12 protein-coding genes are annotated in these 14,139 nt (G+C 62.0%); 8 read left to right on the forward strand and 4 right to left on the reverse strand.

Features of this window, described 5'->3' with window-relative positions:
* Positions 1–154: 154 nt before the first annotated feature.
* Positions 155–2,458: a YgiQ family radical SAM protein gene (locus APH27_RS19430; RefSeq protein WP_027920760.1), complete on the forward strand. Its 2,304-nt coding sequence runs from the start codon at positions 155–157 to the stop codon at positions 2,456–2,458.
* A 44-nt stretch (positions 2,459–2,502) separates the two neighbouring features.
* Here APH27_RS19430 and APH27_RS19435 read toward each other — a convergent pair whose 3' ends face one another.
* Complete coding sequence (locus tag APH27_RS19435) at positions 2,503–3,090, reverse strand: TIGR00730 family Rossman fold protein (protein ID WP_060485669.1); 588 nt, start codon at positions 3,088–3,090, stop codon at positions 2,503–2,505.
* A 348-nt stretch (positions 3,091–3,438) separates the two neighbouring features.
* On the opposite strand from APH27_RS19435, the gene azu reads away from it, so the two are divergent.
* Complete coding sequence (azu, locus tag APH27_RS19440; protein WP_060485670.1) at positions 3,439–3,885, forward strand: azurin; 447 nt, start codon at positions 3,439–3,441, stop codon at positions 3,883–3,885.
* A 43-nt stretch (positions 3,886–3,928) separates the two neighbouring features.
* Here the strand turns inward: azu and nadE are convergent, their stop codons facing one another.
* Together nadE and pncB are read right to left on the reverse strand one after the other, a co-directional pair.
* Positions 3,929–4,756, reverse strand: a complete 828-nt coding sequence (nadE, locus tag APH27_RS19445; RefSeq protein WP_027920763.1) for an ammonia-dependent NAD(+) synthetase — start codon at positions 4,754–4,756, stop codon at positions 3,929–3,931.
* A 3-nt stretch (positions 4,757–4,759) separates the two neighbouring features.
* Positions 4,760–5,965, reverse strand: coding sequence for a nicotinate phosphoribosyltransferase (gene pncB / locus APH27_RS19450; RefSeq protein WP_060485671.1), 1,206 nt, complete (start codon positions 5,963–5,965; stop codon positions 4,760–4,762).
* A 469-nt stretch (positions 5,966–6,434) separates the two neighbouring features.
* Between pncB and APH27_RS19455 the strand changes: the two genes are divergently transcribed.
* The 6 genes from APH27_RS19455 to APH27_RS19480 all read left to right on the forward strand — a co-directional run bounded on the left by APH27_RS19455 (position 6,435) and on the right by APH27_RS19480 (position 12,893).
* A complete protein-coding gene (locus APH27_RS19455) occupies positions 6,435–7,571 on the forward strand; it encodes a branched-chain amino acid ABC transporter substrate-binding protein (RefSeq protein ID WP_027920765.1) in 1,137 nt (378 codons plus the stop codon).
* Between the two features lie 154 nt (positions 7,572–7,725).
* Positions 7,726–8,640, forward strand: coding sequence for a branched-chain amino acid ABC transporter permease (locus APH27_RS19460; protein ID WP_027920766.1), 915 nt, complete (start codon positions 7,726–7,728; stop codon positions 8,638–8,640).
* Positions 8,641–8,642: 2 nt separating this feature from the next.
* Positions 8,643–9,944 carry a high-affinity branched-chain amino acid ABC transporter permease LivM gene (gene livM / locus APH27_RS19465; protein ID WP_027920767.1) on the forward strand — a complete coding sequence of 434 codons (1,302 nt, stop codon included), beginning with the start codon at positions 8,643–8,645 and terminating at the stop codon, positions 9,942–9,944.
* Positions 9,941–10,816: an ATP-binding cassette domain-containing protein gene (locus APH27_RS19470; RefSeq protein WP_027920768.1), complete on the forward strand. Its 876-nt coding sequence runs from the start codon at positions 9,941–9,943 to the stop codon at positions 10,814–10,816. The genes livM and APH27_RS19470 overlap by 4 nt, the downstream gene beginning before the upstream one ends.
* Positions 10,813–11,529, forward strand: a complete 717-nt coding sequence (locus APH27_RS19475; RefSeq protein ID WP_027920769.1) for an ABC transporter ATP-binding protein — start codon at positions 10,813–10,815, stop codon at positions 11,527–11,529. The genes APH27_RS19470 and APH27_RS19475 overlap by 4 nt, the downstream gene beginning before the upstream one ends.
* Before the next feature lie 596 nt (positions 11,530–12,125).
* Entirely contained in the window at positions 12,126–12,893 is a 768-nt protein-coding gene (locus APH27_RS19480) for an SDR family oxidoreductase (protein WP_027920770.1), read from the forward strand.
* Positions 12,894–12,950: 57 nt separating this feature from the next.
* Here the strand turns inward: APH27_RS19480 and APH27_RS19485 are convergent, their stop codons facing one another.
* The gene (locus tag APH27_RS19485) at positions 12,951–14,048 is read right to left on the reverse strand and encodes an AGE family epimerase/isomerase (RefSeq protein ID WP_060485672.1); all 1,098 of its coding nucleotides are present in this window, start codon (positions 14,046–14,048) and stop codon (positions 12,951–12,953) included.
* Positions 14,049–14,139 lie beyond the last annotated feature (91 nt).

A 14,139-nucleotide genomic window follows, 5' to 3' on the forward strand; every position in this document is an offset into this window, starting at 1 on the left:
TCTCCTTTATGGTTACTGGCAAAAATGGTAGGTGTGGCGATTGCCGCGCTTGTCTGGTTGGTTGACAAAGCCGATGATCAAGGTCGGATTTGGTCAAAATTTGTGCTATATTCCGCGCCCGCGATTTCCCTGCACACCAGAACCGGTCACTGACATGCAAGCAGCCAAACCACTCTACGACTATCCCAAGTACTGGGCCGAATGCTTCGGGCCAGCACCATTCCTGCCGATGAGCAGGGAGGAGATGGATCAGCTCGGCTGGGATTCCTGCGACATCATCATCGTGACCGGTGATGCCTACGTCGACCACGCGTCGTTCGGCATGGCCATCATCGGCCGCCTGCTGGAAGCCCAGGGCTTCCGCGTGGGCATCATTGCCCAGCCGAACTGGCAGTCCAAAGACGACTTCATGAAACTGGGCGAGCCGAACCTGTTCTTCGGCGTCGCGGCCGGCAACATGGACTCGATGATCAACCGCTACACCGCGGACAAGAAGATCCGTTCCGACGACGCTTACACCCCGGGTGGCCTGGCGGGCAAGCGCCCGGACCGCGCCAGCCTGGTGTACAGCCAGCGCTGCAAGGAAGCCTACAAGCACGTACCTATCGTGCTTGGCGGCATCGAGGCTTCGCTGCGTCGTATCGCCCACTATGACTACTGGCAGGACAAGGTCCGTCATTCGATCCTGATCGATGCCAGCGCCGATATCCTGCTGTACGGCAACGCCGAACGGGCCATCGTCGAAGTGGCCCAGCGCCTGTCGCAGGGAGAAAGCATCGAGCAGATCACCGACGTGCGCGGTACCGCGTTCGTGCGCCGTGACACGCCGCAGGGCTGGTATGAGATCGACTCTACCCGCATCGACCGCCCGGGCCGCGTCGACAAGATCATCAACCCGTACGTGAACACTCAGGACACCCAGGCTTGCGCCATCGAGCAGGCCAAGGGCGACCAGGAAGACCCGAACGAAGCCAAGGTGGTGCAGATCCTCGACAGCCCGAGCGTGACCCGGGAAAAGTCGGTGATCCGCCTGCCATCGTTCGAAAAGGTGCGTAACGACCCGGTGCTCTATGCCCACGCCAACCGCGTGCTGCACCTGGAGACCAACCCGGGCAACGCCCGCGCCCTGGTGCAGAAGCACGGCGAAGTGGATGTGTGGTTCAACCCGCCACCCATTCCCATGACCACCGAAGAAATGGACTACGTGTTCGGCATGCCCTACGCCCGTGTGCCGCACCCGGCCTATGGCAAGGAGCGCATTCCGGCCTACGAGATGATCCGCTTCTCGGTCAATATCATGCGCGGCTGCTTCGGTGGCTGCACCTTCTGCTCGATCACCGAGCACGAAGGCCGCATCATCCAGAACCGCTCCCACGAGTCGATCCTGAATGAGATCGAGGAGATGCGTGACAAGGTGCCGGGCTTCACCGGCGTGGTCTCCGACCTTGGCGGGCCAACCGCCAACATGTACCGCATTGCCTGCAAGAGCCACGACATCGAGAAGCACTGCCGCAAGCCGTCGTGCGTGTTCCCGGGTATCTGCGAGAACCTTAACACCGACCACAGCTCGTTGATCGAGCTGTACCGCAAGGCACGCGCCTTGCCGGGGGTTAAGAAGATCCTGATCGCTTCGGGCCTGCGCTACGACCTGGCGGTGGAATCGCCGGAGTACGTCAAGGAGTTGGTCACCCATCACGTTGGCGGCTACCTGAAGATTGCCCCGGAGCACACCGAGCGTGGCCCGTTGGACAAGATGATGAAGCCGGGCATCGGCACCTACGACCGCTTCAAGCGCATGTTCGAGAAGTTCTCGAAAGAGGCGGGCAAAGAGCAGTACCTGATCCCGTACTTCATCGCTGCGCACCCGGGCACCACCGATGAAGACATGATGAACCTGGCCCTTTGGCTCAAGGGCAACGGCTTCCGTGCCGACCAGGTGCAGGCGTTCTACCCGTCGCCGATGGCCTCGGCCACGGCCATGTACCACTCGGGCAAGAACCCGCTGCGTAAGGTCACGTACAAGAGCGAAGGGGTGGAGATCGTCAAGAGCGAAGAGCAGCGCCGCCTGCACAAGGCGTTCCTGCGCTATCACGATCCGAAAGGCTGGCCGATGCTGCGTGAAGCCCTGCAGCGCATGGGCCGTGCCGACCTGATCGGGCCAGGCAAGCACCAGTTGATCCCGCTGCACCAGCCGCAGACCGACAGCTATCAGAGCGCGCGCCGCAAGAACTCGACCCCGGCTGGCAGCCACAAGGTGGGCAAGGACCAGAAGATCCTGACCCAGCACACCGGCCTGCCGCCGCGTGGCAGTGATGGCAGCAAGCCGTGGGACAAGCGCGAGAAGGCCAAGGCGGAGGCGTTTGCCCGCAACCAGCAGGCGGCCAAGGAGCGCAAGGAAGCGGCCAAGGGGGCGGGCGGCAAGGGCAAGAAGCCGCGCCAGCCCGTAATCCCGCGCTGATTGATCCAATTTGGGACCGCAAAGCGGTCCCAAGATTTCAGCCTTCAATCAGGCTGCTTGTCGACCCACTTCGGCACCACCGGGGACTCGAAGCGCTCCATCCCGTCCAGCAGTTCATCCGCCTGCTGCGCCAGCAGCAACATGGCCCGATGCTGCGGCCGCACGAAGCCTTCTTCGACGATATGGTCGAGGAACCCGCCGAGCTTCTCGTAAAACCCATTCACATCGAGCAGCCCCAGCGGCTTGGCGTGATAGCCCAGTTGCCCCCAGGTCCATACCTCGAACAGCTCCTCCAGCGTACCTAGCCCGCCCGGCAGGGCGATGAATGCGTCGCTCAGTTCAGCCATGCGCGCCTTACGCGCATGCATGCCGTCTACCACTTCCAAACGGCTCAGGCCTTTGTGGCCGATTTCAGCATTCATCAGGCTTTCGGGAATGATCCCGATCACTTCGCCGCCGGCAGCCATGGCCGCATCGGCGACAGTGCCCATCAGGCCGACTGCGCCACCGCCGTAGACCAGGGTCAGGCCGCGGCGGGCAATGGCTTGGCCAAGCGCAACGGCCGCTTCACGGTAGGCGGGGTTGGCGCCGATGCTGGCACCACAGAACACACAAACGGAACGTACAGACATCGTGCTTCTCCAGTCATATCGCTGACAGGGTAAAGCGAATTGTCTATCGTCTCCAATGCCGGTTTCATTCCGGGCGGGAGAACTCGCAGCTGGCGCCCGTGGCCCCTTGGGCGTAGGCGGCGAGCAGGCTATTCATGAAACTTGAAAGGGACATTGCGATAGCTCCTAAATGAGAGGTTGTCCCATCGTCTATTAAAAGGGCATGATGTGCCCTTAGATTGGTTGTATACAATCCATTGAACAATTCTACTGACTGGCCACTTGACACCCCCTTGACCCATATCAGCTGGGGGCTGAACGGTTTCAGGCAGTCTCGCAATTGATAAAACCCTGCCAAGGAGATTCATGATGTTTGCGAAAGCTGTAGCGGTATCCCTGCTGACCCTCGCCAGCGCCTCCGTCTTCGCCGCCGAGTGCTCGGTGACTGTCGACTCCACCGACCAGATGTCCTTCAACACCAAGGACATCGTCGTCGACAAGAGCTGCAAGGAATTCACCGTCAACCTGACTCACTCCGGCAGCCTGCCGAAGAACGTCATGGGCCACAACGTGGTCATCAGCAAGGAAGCTGACATGCAGCCGATCGCTACCGACGGTCTGGCCGCAGGGATCGAGAAGAACTACCTGAAGGACGGTGATGAGCGTGTGATCGCGCACACCAAAATCATTGGTGCTGGCGAGACAGACAAACTGACGTTCGATGTGTCCAAGCTGGCGGCTGATCAGAAGTACGGCTTCTTCTGCTCGTTCCCTGGCCACATCTCGATGATGAAAGGCACTGTCACACTCAAGTAAGCATGCAGTGAAGACCGGGGCCGCATAGCGGCCCCGGTTGTTTTCACGGAGCGAACGGCAGTTCGCGCTTGTGCTGGGTCTTGCGGTAGGTGGCGACGATGATGTCGAACGCTTCCTGATCCACCGGCAGCCCATGCAGGAAGGCATCGATCTGCTGGTAGGTCACGCCATGGGAGGCCTCGTCCGGCTTGCCCGGCGCCAGGTCTTCAAGGTCTGCAGTCGGCACCTTCTCTACCAGCGATTCTGGCGCACCAAAGCTGCGCGCAATCGCCCGCACCTGGTTTTTCACCAGCCCGCTCAGCGGCGCCAGGTCGCAGGCACCATCGCCAAACTTGGTAAAGAAGCCCATCACCGCCTCGGCAGCGTGGTCGGTCCCGATCACCAGGCCCGCACGGGCACCGGCGATGGTGTATTGAGCAACCATGCGCGTGCGCGCCTTGACGTTGCCGACGACGAAGTCCACCAGAGTCGGCGAGCCATTCTTCAGCTCCACCACTTCAGCCGCCAATGCCCGCACTGCCGGGGCGATATCCACCGTGTGCACTTCATCGGCCTTGATCACTTCCAGGCAGGCCTGCGCGTCGTGCTCGTCATGCTGCACCTGGTAGGGCAGGCGCACGGCGATGAAGGTATAGGCCTTGTCGCCAGTTTCGGCGCGCAGTTCGCTGACGGCGCGCTGGGCGAGCAGGGCGGCGGTCAGCGAGTCGACGCCGCCGCTGATGCCCAGCACCAGGGTCTTGAGCCGGGCATTGGCCAGGCAGTCCTTGATGAACGCCACGCGCCGGGCGACTTCGGCCTGGAGCGCAGCGGCGTCGGCGAACGGCGGCTGTACCTTCAGCGCCTGGGCAATCTCTTGCTGAACCGCTTGCATGGGTTACTCCTTGCTGGGGACTTTGAATACGTGACGCAGGTAGGCAACGAAGTTCTCGTCGCGGCATTGGGTCTTGGCGGCTTCATCCGAGATCTTTGCCACCGGTGAGCCGTTGCAGTCGGTCATTTTAAGCACGATGTTCATCGGCGCCACACCCGGGATGTCGCAGGTGAGGTTGGTGCCGATGCCGAAACTGACGTTGATGCGCCCGCGCAGGGCACGGAATATTTCCAGCGAACGGGTCAGGTTCAGGCCATCTGAGAACACCAAGGTCTTGGTCATCGGGTCGATACCGAGCTTCTGGTAGTGGGCAATGGCCTTTTCCGCCCAGGCCACCGGCTCGCCAGAGTCATGGCGCAGGCCGTCGAACAGCTTGGCGAAGTACAAGTCGAAATCGTTGAGGAAGGCATCCATGGTGATGCAGTCAGTCAGGGCGATGCCGAGCAGGCCGCGGTACTCGCGGACCCAGCAGTCCAATGCGGCGATCTGGCTGTCGATCAGGCGCGGGCCGAGTTGTTGATGGGCCATGATCCATTCGTGGGCCATGGTGCCCAGCGGCTTGATATCCAGCTTCCATGCCAGGTCGACGTTGCTGGTGCCGACGAAGCGGCCCGGGAAGTCGTCGCGCAGTACCCGCACCACTTCTTCCTGCACGCGGCTGGAAAAGCGCCGGCGGGTGCCGAAATCGGCCACCTGCAGGTCGGCCAGTTCGTCATCGCTGGCGTGGGCGCGCAGCCAGTCGAACTTGCGATACAGCTGGTCGCGGGCCTCGGCCAGGCGCATGCGTGGGTGCAGGTGGCGGTTGCGCACTTCGCTGATGATCGCCAGCAGCGGCACTTCGAAGAGGATCACGTGCAGCCATGGCCCTTTCAGGCGCAGGAACAGCTGGTCGTTCTCGATGCCGATGCGCACATAGCGCAGGTTGAAGCGGAACAGGCGCAGAAAGCGAAGGAAGTCGGGCTTGAGGAAGCTGATCCGTTCGAGGAAGGCCGGTTGGCCATCATCCAGGGTCAGGTCGCCAAGCAGGTCGAGCTGGTGGCGGATTTCGCCAAGAAAGGGGCGCAGGTCCTCGCCGTTGCGGCAGCGAAATTCCCATTCGACGTCGGCGTCTGGGTAGTTGTGTAGCACGCCCTGCATCATGGTGAGCTTGTAGAAGTCGGTGTCGAGCAGGTTGTGCACGATGCGCTCGGCGAATGCGCTCTCGCTCATCAAAGGGGCTCCGGAAACGGCGAATGGTGAACATTGTGCCAGTCTTTTTGCCGTTGTTGTGTCTGGGCCGGCCTCTTCACGGCCGAGCCTGCAGCCTCAGAAGCCGCGTAATGGCCAAATCAGGTGTTTTTCCGTGCACCAGCTAGCCTTGAAACAGTGCCGCCTGTAGCAGTCGCGCACCAGCGGTGTGCACTTCGGTGACGTCCACTGTTACAGGGTGGTTGCACGTAAACACTTGCCAGGGTTGCAATGATGGCACTCGACGGTTGCTCCTTGTCTGTACGTGTGGTGGCGCCTGCCGCGTGGCAGACGGTTGCACGCTCAATAAAGAAAAGGCCGTCGGTCGCCTCGTGGCGACCTTCACAGTGTGTTTTCCCGGAAGACAAAACCGATGGCACGGCCCTTGCTCTGAGCACAGGGCTGAGAAGTTGTAGTGCCAACCAAAAAAAAACTCTAGGAGCACCACCTCATGTCGCAGACGTTTTACAAGAAAGGTTTCCTGGCTCTGGCCGTAGCTACGGCACTGGGTGTTTCTTCGTATGTTCAGGCCGACGTCAAGATCGGCGTCGCGGGCCCCATGACCGGGGCTAACGCAGCGTTTGGCGAGCAGTACATGAAAGGTGCGCAGGCAGCGGCCGACAAGATCAACGCCGCCGGCGGCGTGAATGGCGAGAAGATCGTCCTGGTGAAAGGCGACGATGCCTGCGAGCCGAAGCAGGCCGTGGCCGTGGCCAACCGCCTGGTCGACCAGGACAAGGTGATCGGCGTGGTCGGCCACTTCTGCTCCTCCAACACCATTCCGGCCTCCGAGGTGTATGACGAGGCTGGCGTGATCGCCATTACCCCAGGCTCCACCAACCCGCAGGTTACCGAGCGTGGCCTGAACGCCATGTTCCGCATGTGCGGCCGCGACGACCAGCAAGGTATCGTCGCCGGCAACTACATTGTCGACGTGCTCAAGGGCAAGAAGGTCGCGGTGCTGCACGACAAGGACACCTACGGCCAAGGCCTGGCCGATGCCACCAAGGCACAGCTGGAGAAGCGTGGCGTCAAGCCGGTGCTGTACGAAGGCCTGACCCGTGGCGAGAAAGACTTCAGCGCCGTGGTCACCAAGATCCGTGCCGCTGGCGCTGACGTGGTCTACTTCGGGGGCCTGCACCCGGAAGCCGGCCCGCTGGTGCGCCAGCTGCGCGAGCAGGGCCTGAAGGACGTCAAGTTCATGTCCGATGACGGCATCGTCACCGACGAACTGGTATCCACCGCCGGCGGCGCGCAGTACGTCGATGGCGTGTACATGACCTTCGGCGCCGACCCGCGCCTGCTGCCAGACAGCAAGGCCGTGGTGGAAGAGTTCCGCAAGGCCGGTACCGAGCCGGAAGGCTACACCCTGTATGCCTATGCCTCGGTCCAGGCCCTGGCCGCCGGTTTCAACGGCGCCAAGTCGAACAAGGGCGAAGATGCTGCCAAGTGGCTCAAGGCCAACCCGGTGCAGACCGTCATGGGTGAGAAGAAGTGGGACAGCAAGGGTGACCTGACCGTCTCTGACTATGTGGTCTACCAGTGGGATGCCCAAGGCAAGTACCACCAGCTGGAAAAACAAAAATAATAACGGCACCTGGCCCGGACGCCCGTCCGGGCCATTGCCCCTGCGGTACCTGTCCTTATTCGGAGACGTGCACGGTTCTGCGCTGCTAGGGCCGCTTCATGCGTGGCTTGTCGTGGTCAGCGCTCGTGCAGTCTCGCCCAGGTGAGATTGCGTTATGGATGGTATTTTCCTGCAGCAACTGGTCAACGGCCTGACCCTCGGGTCGGTCTATGGCCTGATCGCCATCGGCTACACAATGGTCTATGGCATCATCGGCATGATCAACTTCGCGCACGGCGAGGTGTACATGATCTCCGCATACCTCGCGGCGATCAGCCTGGCATTGCTGGCTTACTTCGGTATCGAGTCGTTCCCCCTGCTGATGCTGGGCACGCTGTTGTTCACCATCGTCGTCACGGGTGTGTATGGCTTCACCATCGAGCGCATCGCCTATAAACCCCTGCGTAACTCTACCCGCCTGGCACCGCTGATCAGTGCCATCGGCATCTCGCTGATCTTGCAGAACTACGCACAGATCAGCCAGGGCGCCCGCCAGCAAGGCGTGCCAACCCTGCTCGAAGGCGCCATGCGCATCGAAGTCGGCACCGGCTTCGTGCAACTGACCTACACCAAGATCTTCATCCTGATCGCGGCATTCGTCGGCATGGGCCTGCTCACCTATGTGATCAAGTACACCAAGCTCGGCCGCATGTGCCGCGCCACCCAGCAAGACCGCAAGATGGCTTCGATCCTCGGCATCAACACCGACCGGGTGATCTCCTACGTGTTTGTCATCGGTGCGGTGATGGCCGCGCTGGCCGGCGTGCTGATCACCCTGAACTACGGCACCTTCGACTTCTACGCAGGCTTCATCATCGGTATCAAGGCGTTCACCGCCGCGGTACTGGGCGGCATCGGCTCGCTGCCAGGCGCCATGCTCGGCGGGATCATCCTGGGTATTTCCGAGTCGCTGTTCTCTGGCCTGATCAACTCCGACTACAAGGACGTGTTCAGCTTCTCGCTGCTGGTGATGATCCTTATCTTCCGCCCACAAGGCCTGCTGGGTCGCCCGCTCGTGGCTAAGGTGTGAACATGTCGATTGCCAAAATTGCCTCTGCCTCTGAAACCAAAGGTTTCGATATCAAGCGCAGCCTGCTCGAGACCCTCGTCGCTGGCCTGCTGGCGCTCATCGTGTTTGGCCCGATCGTCGGCGTGGTGCTCGACGGCTACACTTTCAACGCCGAGCCGCGCCGGGTGGCCTGGCTGGTCGGCGGGGTGATGCTCGGGCGCTTCCTGCTCAGCCTGTACGTGCAGACCGGCCCCGGGCGGCGCATGCTCGAAGGCTTCGACAGCGGCGGGTCGGGGGTACACGTCAATGCCCCGAACTACAAGTCGCGGCTGCGCTACATCATCCCGGCGCTGATCGTGATCGCGATCGTGTTCCCGGTGTTCGCCAACAAGTACCTGCTGACCGTGGTCATCCTCGGCCTGATCTACGTGCTGCTGGGCTTGGGCCTGAACATCGTGGTCGGCCTGGCCGGCCTGCTCGACCTGGGTTACGTGGCGTTCTATGCCATCGGCGCCTATGGCTTGGCGCTGGGCTACCAGTACCTCGGCCTGGGCTTCTGGACCGTGCTGCCCCTGGCGGCCATTGCCGCGGCGCTGGCGGGGTGCATACTCGGCTTCCCGGTGTTGCGGATGCACGGTGACTACCTGGCGATCGTGACCCTGGGCTTCGGCGAAATCATCCGCCTGGTGCTGAACAACTGGCTTTCCTTCACCGGCGGCCCGAACGGCATGCCGGCGCCGTCGCCGACCTTCTTTGGCCTGGAGTTCGGCCGCAGGGCCAAGGACGGCGGGGTGCCGATCCACGAGTTCCTCGGCATCGACTACAACGCCAACCTCAAGTTCGTGTTCATCTACGCCGTGCTGTTCATGGTCGTGCTGGCGGTGCTGTACATCAAGCACCGGCTGACCCGCATGCCCGTGGGCCGGGCCTGGGAAGCACTGCGCGAAGACGAGATCGCCTGCCGCTCGATGGGCCTGAACCACGTGCTGGTCAAACTCTCGGCCTTCACCCTGGGTGCTTCCACCGCGGGCCTGGCAGGGGTGTTCTTCGCCACCTACCAGGGCTTCGTCAACCCGTCGTCGTTCACCTTCTTCGAGTCCGCACTCATCCTCGCCATCGTCGTGCTCGGCGGCATGGGCTCGACCGTCGGCGTCGTGATCGCGGCGTTCGTGCTGACCGTGGCGCCGGAGCTGCTGCGCAGCTTCTCGGAGTACCGCGTGCTGCTGTTCGGCGTGTTGATGGTGCTGATGATGATCTGGCGACCGCGTGGGCTGATCCGCATCAGCCGTACCGGTGTGACCCCGCGTAAAGGAGTGGCGCCATGAGCGACGAAATCATTCTCTCGGTCGACAACCTGATGATGCAGTTCGGCGGCATCAAGGCGCTCAGCGACGTCAGCCTGAAGGTCAAGCGCAACCAGATCTTCGCCCTGATCGGCCCCAACGGTGCCGGCAAGACCACCGTGTTCAACTGCCTGACTGGCTTCTACAAGGCCAGCGGCGGGCGCATCGAGCTGAACGTGCGCGGCAGCCACACCAACGTTATCCAGCTGCTCGGCGAGCGCTTCCAGGCGACGGATTTCGTATCGCCGGCGCGCTTTGCCAACCGGCTGTACTACAAGATGTTCGGCGGCACCCACCTGGTCAACCGCGCAGGCCTGGCGCGAACCTTCCAGAACATTCGCCTGTTCAAGGAAATGTCGGTGGTCGAAAACCTGCTGGTGGCCCAGCACATGTGGGTCAACCGCAACCTGCTGGCCGGGGTGCTCAACACCAAGGCCTACCGCAAGGCCGAGAGCGATGCCCTGGACCACGCGTTCTACTGGCTTGAGGTAGTCGACCTGGTCGACTGCGCCAACCGCCTGGCCGGTGAGCTGTCGTACGGTCAGCAGCGCCGCCTGGAAATCGCCCGGGCCATGTGCACACGGCCGAAGATCATCTGCCTGGACGAACCGGCGGCCGGCCTCAATCCGCAGGAAACCGAAGCGCTGAGCGGCATGATCCGCGTGCTGCGCGACGAGCACGACATCACCGTGGTGCTGATCGAACACGACATGGGCATGGTCATGAGCATTTCCGACCACATTGTCGTGCTCGACCACGGCAACGTGATTGCCGAAGGCGCGCCGCAGGAAATCCGCCACAACCCGACGGTGATCGCCGCCTACCTGGGTGCCGACGAAGAGGAACTGGTATGAGTGCACCCATTCTCGAACTGAAGGACCTGGACGTGTTCTACGGGCCGATCCAGGCGCTGAAAAAGGTTTCGATGCACATCAACGAGGGTGAGACGGTGAGCCTGATCGGTGCCAACGGCGCCGGCAAGTCGACCCTGCTGATGTCGATCTTCGGCCAGCCGCGGGCGGCGTCGGGGCATATCGTCTACCGTGGCACCGACATCACCCGCAAATCCTCGCACTACATCGCCTCCAACGGCATCGCCCAGTCGCCGGAAGGGCGCCGGGTGTTCCCCGACATGACCGTCGAGGAGAACCTGATGATGGGGACCATCCCCATCGGCGACCAATACGCCGCTGAAGACATGCAGCGCATGTTCGAACTGTTCCCGCGTCTGAAGGAGCGCCGTAACCAGCGGGCCATGACCATGTCCGGTGGCGAGCAGCAGATGCTGGCCATTGCCCGTGCCTTGATGAGCCGGCCAAAGCTGTTGCTGCTGGACGAACCATCGCTGGGGCTGGCGCCGATCGTGGTCAAGCAGATCTTCGCGACCTTGCGTGAACTGGCCAAGACCGGGATGACCATCTTCCTGGTGGAGCAGAATGCCAACCATGCGCTGAAGCTGTCGGACCGGGCGTATGTGATGGTCAACGGGCAGATCCGCATGAGTGGGACCGGGCAGGAGTTGTTGGTCAACGAAGAAGTCAGGAACGCGTACTTGGGCGGGCACTGAATCGTATCGGGGGCTGCAAAGCAGCCCCAGTTCACGATGTGGACAACTTGTCGCATATCTTTCTCCAGCCAAGCTACGATCCCCTCGCAAGCCCTTGTTTCCACAGGCTGAATCTTTTCCACCATTAATGTGGAACCGCCTGTGGAAAACATGGTGGCACCTCGCTAGATCCCTCTATTTACGAGGCCTGCAAGGCTCTGGTCATAATTTGATCAGTAGCCCTTTGTGGATGATTTCACAGGCATTTTCAGCACAGGGCGCACTTCGCAGAAGAGTCATCGATGCCTGTGGATAAGTCTGTGGGAAAGCCTTGGACAGACCGCTGCAGCCAGCATGCTTGAAAGCGTTGCGCCATCACCGCAAAGATATCCACCGACCGCAACGCGCTGAAAGGGTTCCGCGCAGTGGACAAGTTGCCCCCAATCTGTGGGGAAAGCCTTGTGGATAACATGCGCATAGCTGGCGCAGAGCCCTCTGCTACAAGGGTTTGGCGCATATGAACAAAAAATGAACAGCGACCTGAACGGCTTGCTGCCGGCGCCCGGCGCGGGCATGCTGCAAACCTGCCGATGACAACCTACCGCGAGGAACAGAGCATGACGTCCACCGTATTCATCACTGGCGCGACTTCCGGTTTTGGCGAGGCCACTGCCCGCCGCTTCGCCGAAGCTGGCTGGAAACTGGTGCTCACCGGTCGTCGCAAGGACCGCCTGGATGCCCTGTGCGCCGAACTGTCGGCCAAGACCGAAGTGCACGGCCTGGTGCTCGACGTGCGTGACCGCAAGGCCATGGAGCAGGCCATCTCCAACCTGCCGGCAGGCTTCGAAAAAATTCGTGGCCTGGTCAACAATGCTGGCCTGGCGCTGGGGGTGGATGCGGCGCAGAACTGCAGCCTGGACGACTGGGAAACCATGGTCGACACCAACATCAAGGGGCTGATGTACACCACTCGCTTGCTGCTGCCGCGCCTGATCGCCCACGGCCGTGGCGCCTCGATCCTCAACGTCGGTTCGGTGGCGGGCAATTATCCGTACCCGGGCAGCAACGTGTATGGTGGGACCAAGGCGTTTGTCGGCCAGTTCTCGCTGAGCCTGCGCTGCGACCTGCGCGGCACTGGGGTGCGGGTGAGCAACATCGAGCCGGGGCTGTGCGAGAGCGAGTTCTCGCTGGTGCGCTTCGGCGGTGACCAAGCCAAGTACGATGCCACCTACGCTGGCGCCGAGCCGATCCAGCCGCAGGACATCGCCGAGACCATCTTCTGGATCCTCAACCAGCCGGCCCACATCAACATCAACAGCCTTGAGCTGATGCCGGTGAGCCAGGACTGGGCAGGGTTCTCGATCGACCGTTCGGCCAAGGGCTGAGCATTGTAGGGGCGGCCTTGCCGGCGCCCCGGCGAGGCCGCTCCTACAGGGAATGCCTCAAGCCAGGCGCTGCAAGCCTTCCAGGCAGGTTGCCAAGTGATAGGGGGTCGTCGAAGGCATATCGTGCCGGCTCACCGCCCCTTCACCATCCCGGCACTCATACCAGCCACCTGCATGCAGGAACTGCTGTTCCATCGCCTTCAACTGCACCAGCAGCTTCGCCTCATTGCCAGGGCGCAGCACCAGCGCACGCAGATATTCTGCCTGTGCCCAGATCCGCTGAGTCGCATCGAGCACGTTGCCTTCCACATCGAGCGTGGCCAACACTGCCGCATTGTTCACCCCGCATAGCTCGGCATAGCCGAAGGCCTGGTCAATGGATGCATGCAGCGGTATCCCCCGCAGCAACGGCGAGGTCTCCAGCAGGTAGAACCATTCGAACTGGTGCCCTGGTTCAAACCAGTTATCCACAGCGCCCCGTGGCTTTTCCAGCATCAGCCCATGCTGCGGTTCGATGAAGTGCGCCTGCAACGATTCGCAAAGCTTGAGCAGCGATTGCTGCACGTGCTCGTCCTCGCGTACTGCCAGCACCTGCAGGAAGGCCTCGGCCAGGTGCATTTGCGGGTTCTGCAGCGGGCCACTGCCGAGGTCGGCCCAGTCTTCGCCGAGGCTGGCTTCATACAAGCCATCATCCCGGGCGAACTGTTCGTCCACCACTTCCAGTGCGGCATTGAGGGTGGCTTCCACCAGGCCTTCGCCGACCTTGCCCCAGTAGTGCGCGCAGGCAAAGACGATGAAGGCGTGGGTGTAGAGGTCCTTGCGCCGGTCCAGCGGCTTGCCTTGGGCGTCGATACTGTAGAACCAGCCGCCATGCTCGGCATCGTGGAAGTGCTTCTGCAACGAGCGGAACAGCGCCGCCGCCCGCTCGGCCGCGCCCGGTTGCTCGATGCGGCTGCTGAACAGGTAAAGCTGACGGGCACAGGCCATGGCCCGGTAGCGCTGCACCGGCAACGGACGGTGCTGGGCGTCCAGCGCCTCGTAGGGCAGGGCCATGTCGGCGTTCCAGCCCGGACCTTGCCACAGCGGCACGATGCGTTCGGCGAAGTGCTGGTTGAAGCGGGCCAGTTCGGGCAGGGTGGGGCGGGGGTTGGGCATGTTGGCGCTCGTCGCTTTCGGGCAGGGCGCCATGGTAGCAGAACTAGGGTTGTGGGTTGCCTGTGCCGGCCCCTTCGCGGGTAAACCCGCT

The organism is Pseudomonas sp. NBRC 111123 (assembly GCF_001320205.1).
GTDB classification, from domain to species: Bacteria; Pseudomonadota; Gammaproteobacteria; order Pseudomonadales; family Pseudomonadaceae; genus Aquipseudomonas; species Aquipseudomonas putida_J.

Excerpts from the sequence above, each read along its gene's own strand:
- nadE (WP_027920763.1), bottom strand. The coding sequence starts at position 4,756 with ATGCAAGCGGTTCAGCAAGAGATTGCCCAGGCGCTGAAGGTACAGCCG.
- APH27_RS19480 (WP_027920770.1), top strand. The coding sequence starts at position 12,126 with ATGACGTCCACCGTATTCATCACTGGCGCGACTTCCGGTTTTGGCGAG.
- APH27_RS19470 (WP_027920768.1), top strand. The coding sequence starts at position 9,941 with ATGAGCGACGAAATCATTCTCTCGGTCGACAACCTGATGATGCAGTTC.
- APH27_RS19455 (WP_027920765.1), top strand. The coding sequence starts at position 6,435 with ATGTCGCAGACGTTTTACAAGAAAGGTTTCCTGGCTCTGGCCGTAGCT.
- livM (WP_027920767.1), top strand. The coding sequence starts at position 8,643 with ATGTCGATTGCCAAAATTGCCTCTGCCTCTGAAACCAAAGGTTTCGAT.
- APH27_RS19460 (WP_027920766.1), top strand. The coding sequence starts at position 7,726 with ATGGATGGTATTTTCCTGCAGCAACTGGTCAACGGCCTGACCCTCGGG.
- APH27_RS19435 (WP_060485669.1), bottom strand. The coding sequence starts at position 3,090 with ATGTCTGTACGTTCCGTTTGTGTGTTCTGTGGTGCCAGCATCGGCGCC.
- APH27_RS19475 (WP_027920769.1), top strand. The coding sequence starts at position 10,813 with ATGAGTGCACCCATTCTCGAACTGAAGGACCTGGACGTGTTCTACGGG.
- azu (WP_060485670.1), top strand. The coding sequence starts at position 3,439 with ATGTTTGCGAAAGCTGTAGCGGTATCCCTGCTGACCCTCGCCAGCGCC.
- pncB (WP_060485671.1), bottom strand. The coding sequence starts at position 5,965 with ATGAGCGAGAGCGCATTCGCCGAGCGCATCGTGCACAACCTGCTCGAC.
- APH27_RS19430 (WP_027920760.1), top strand. The coding sequence starts at position 155 with ATGCAAGCAGCCAAACCACTCTACGACTATCCCAAGTACTGGGCCGAA.
- APH27_RS19485 (WP_060485672.1), bottom strand. The coding sequence starts at position 14,048 with ATGCCCAACCCCCGCCCCACCCTGCCCGAACTGGCCCGCTTCAACCAG.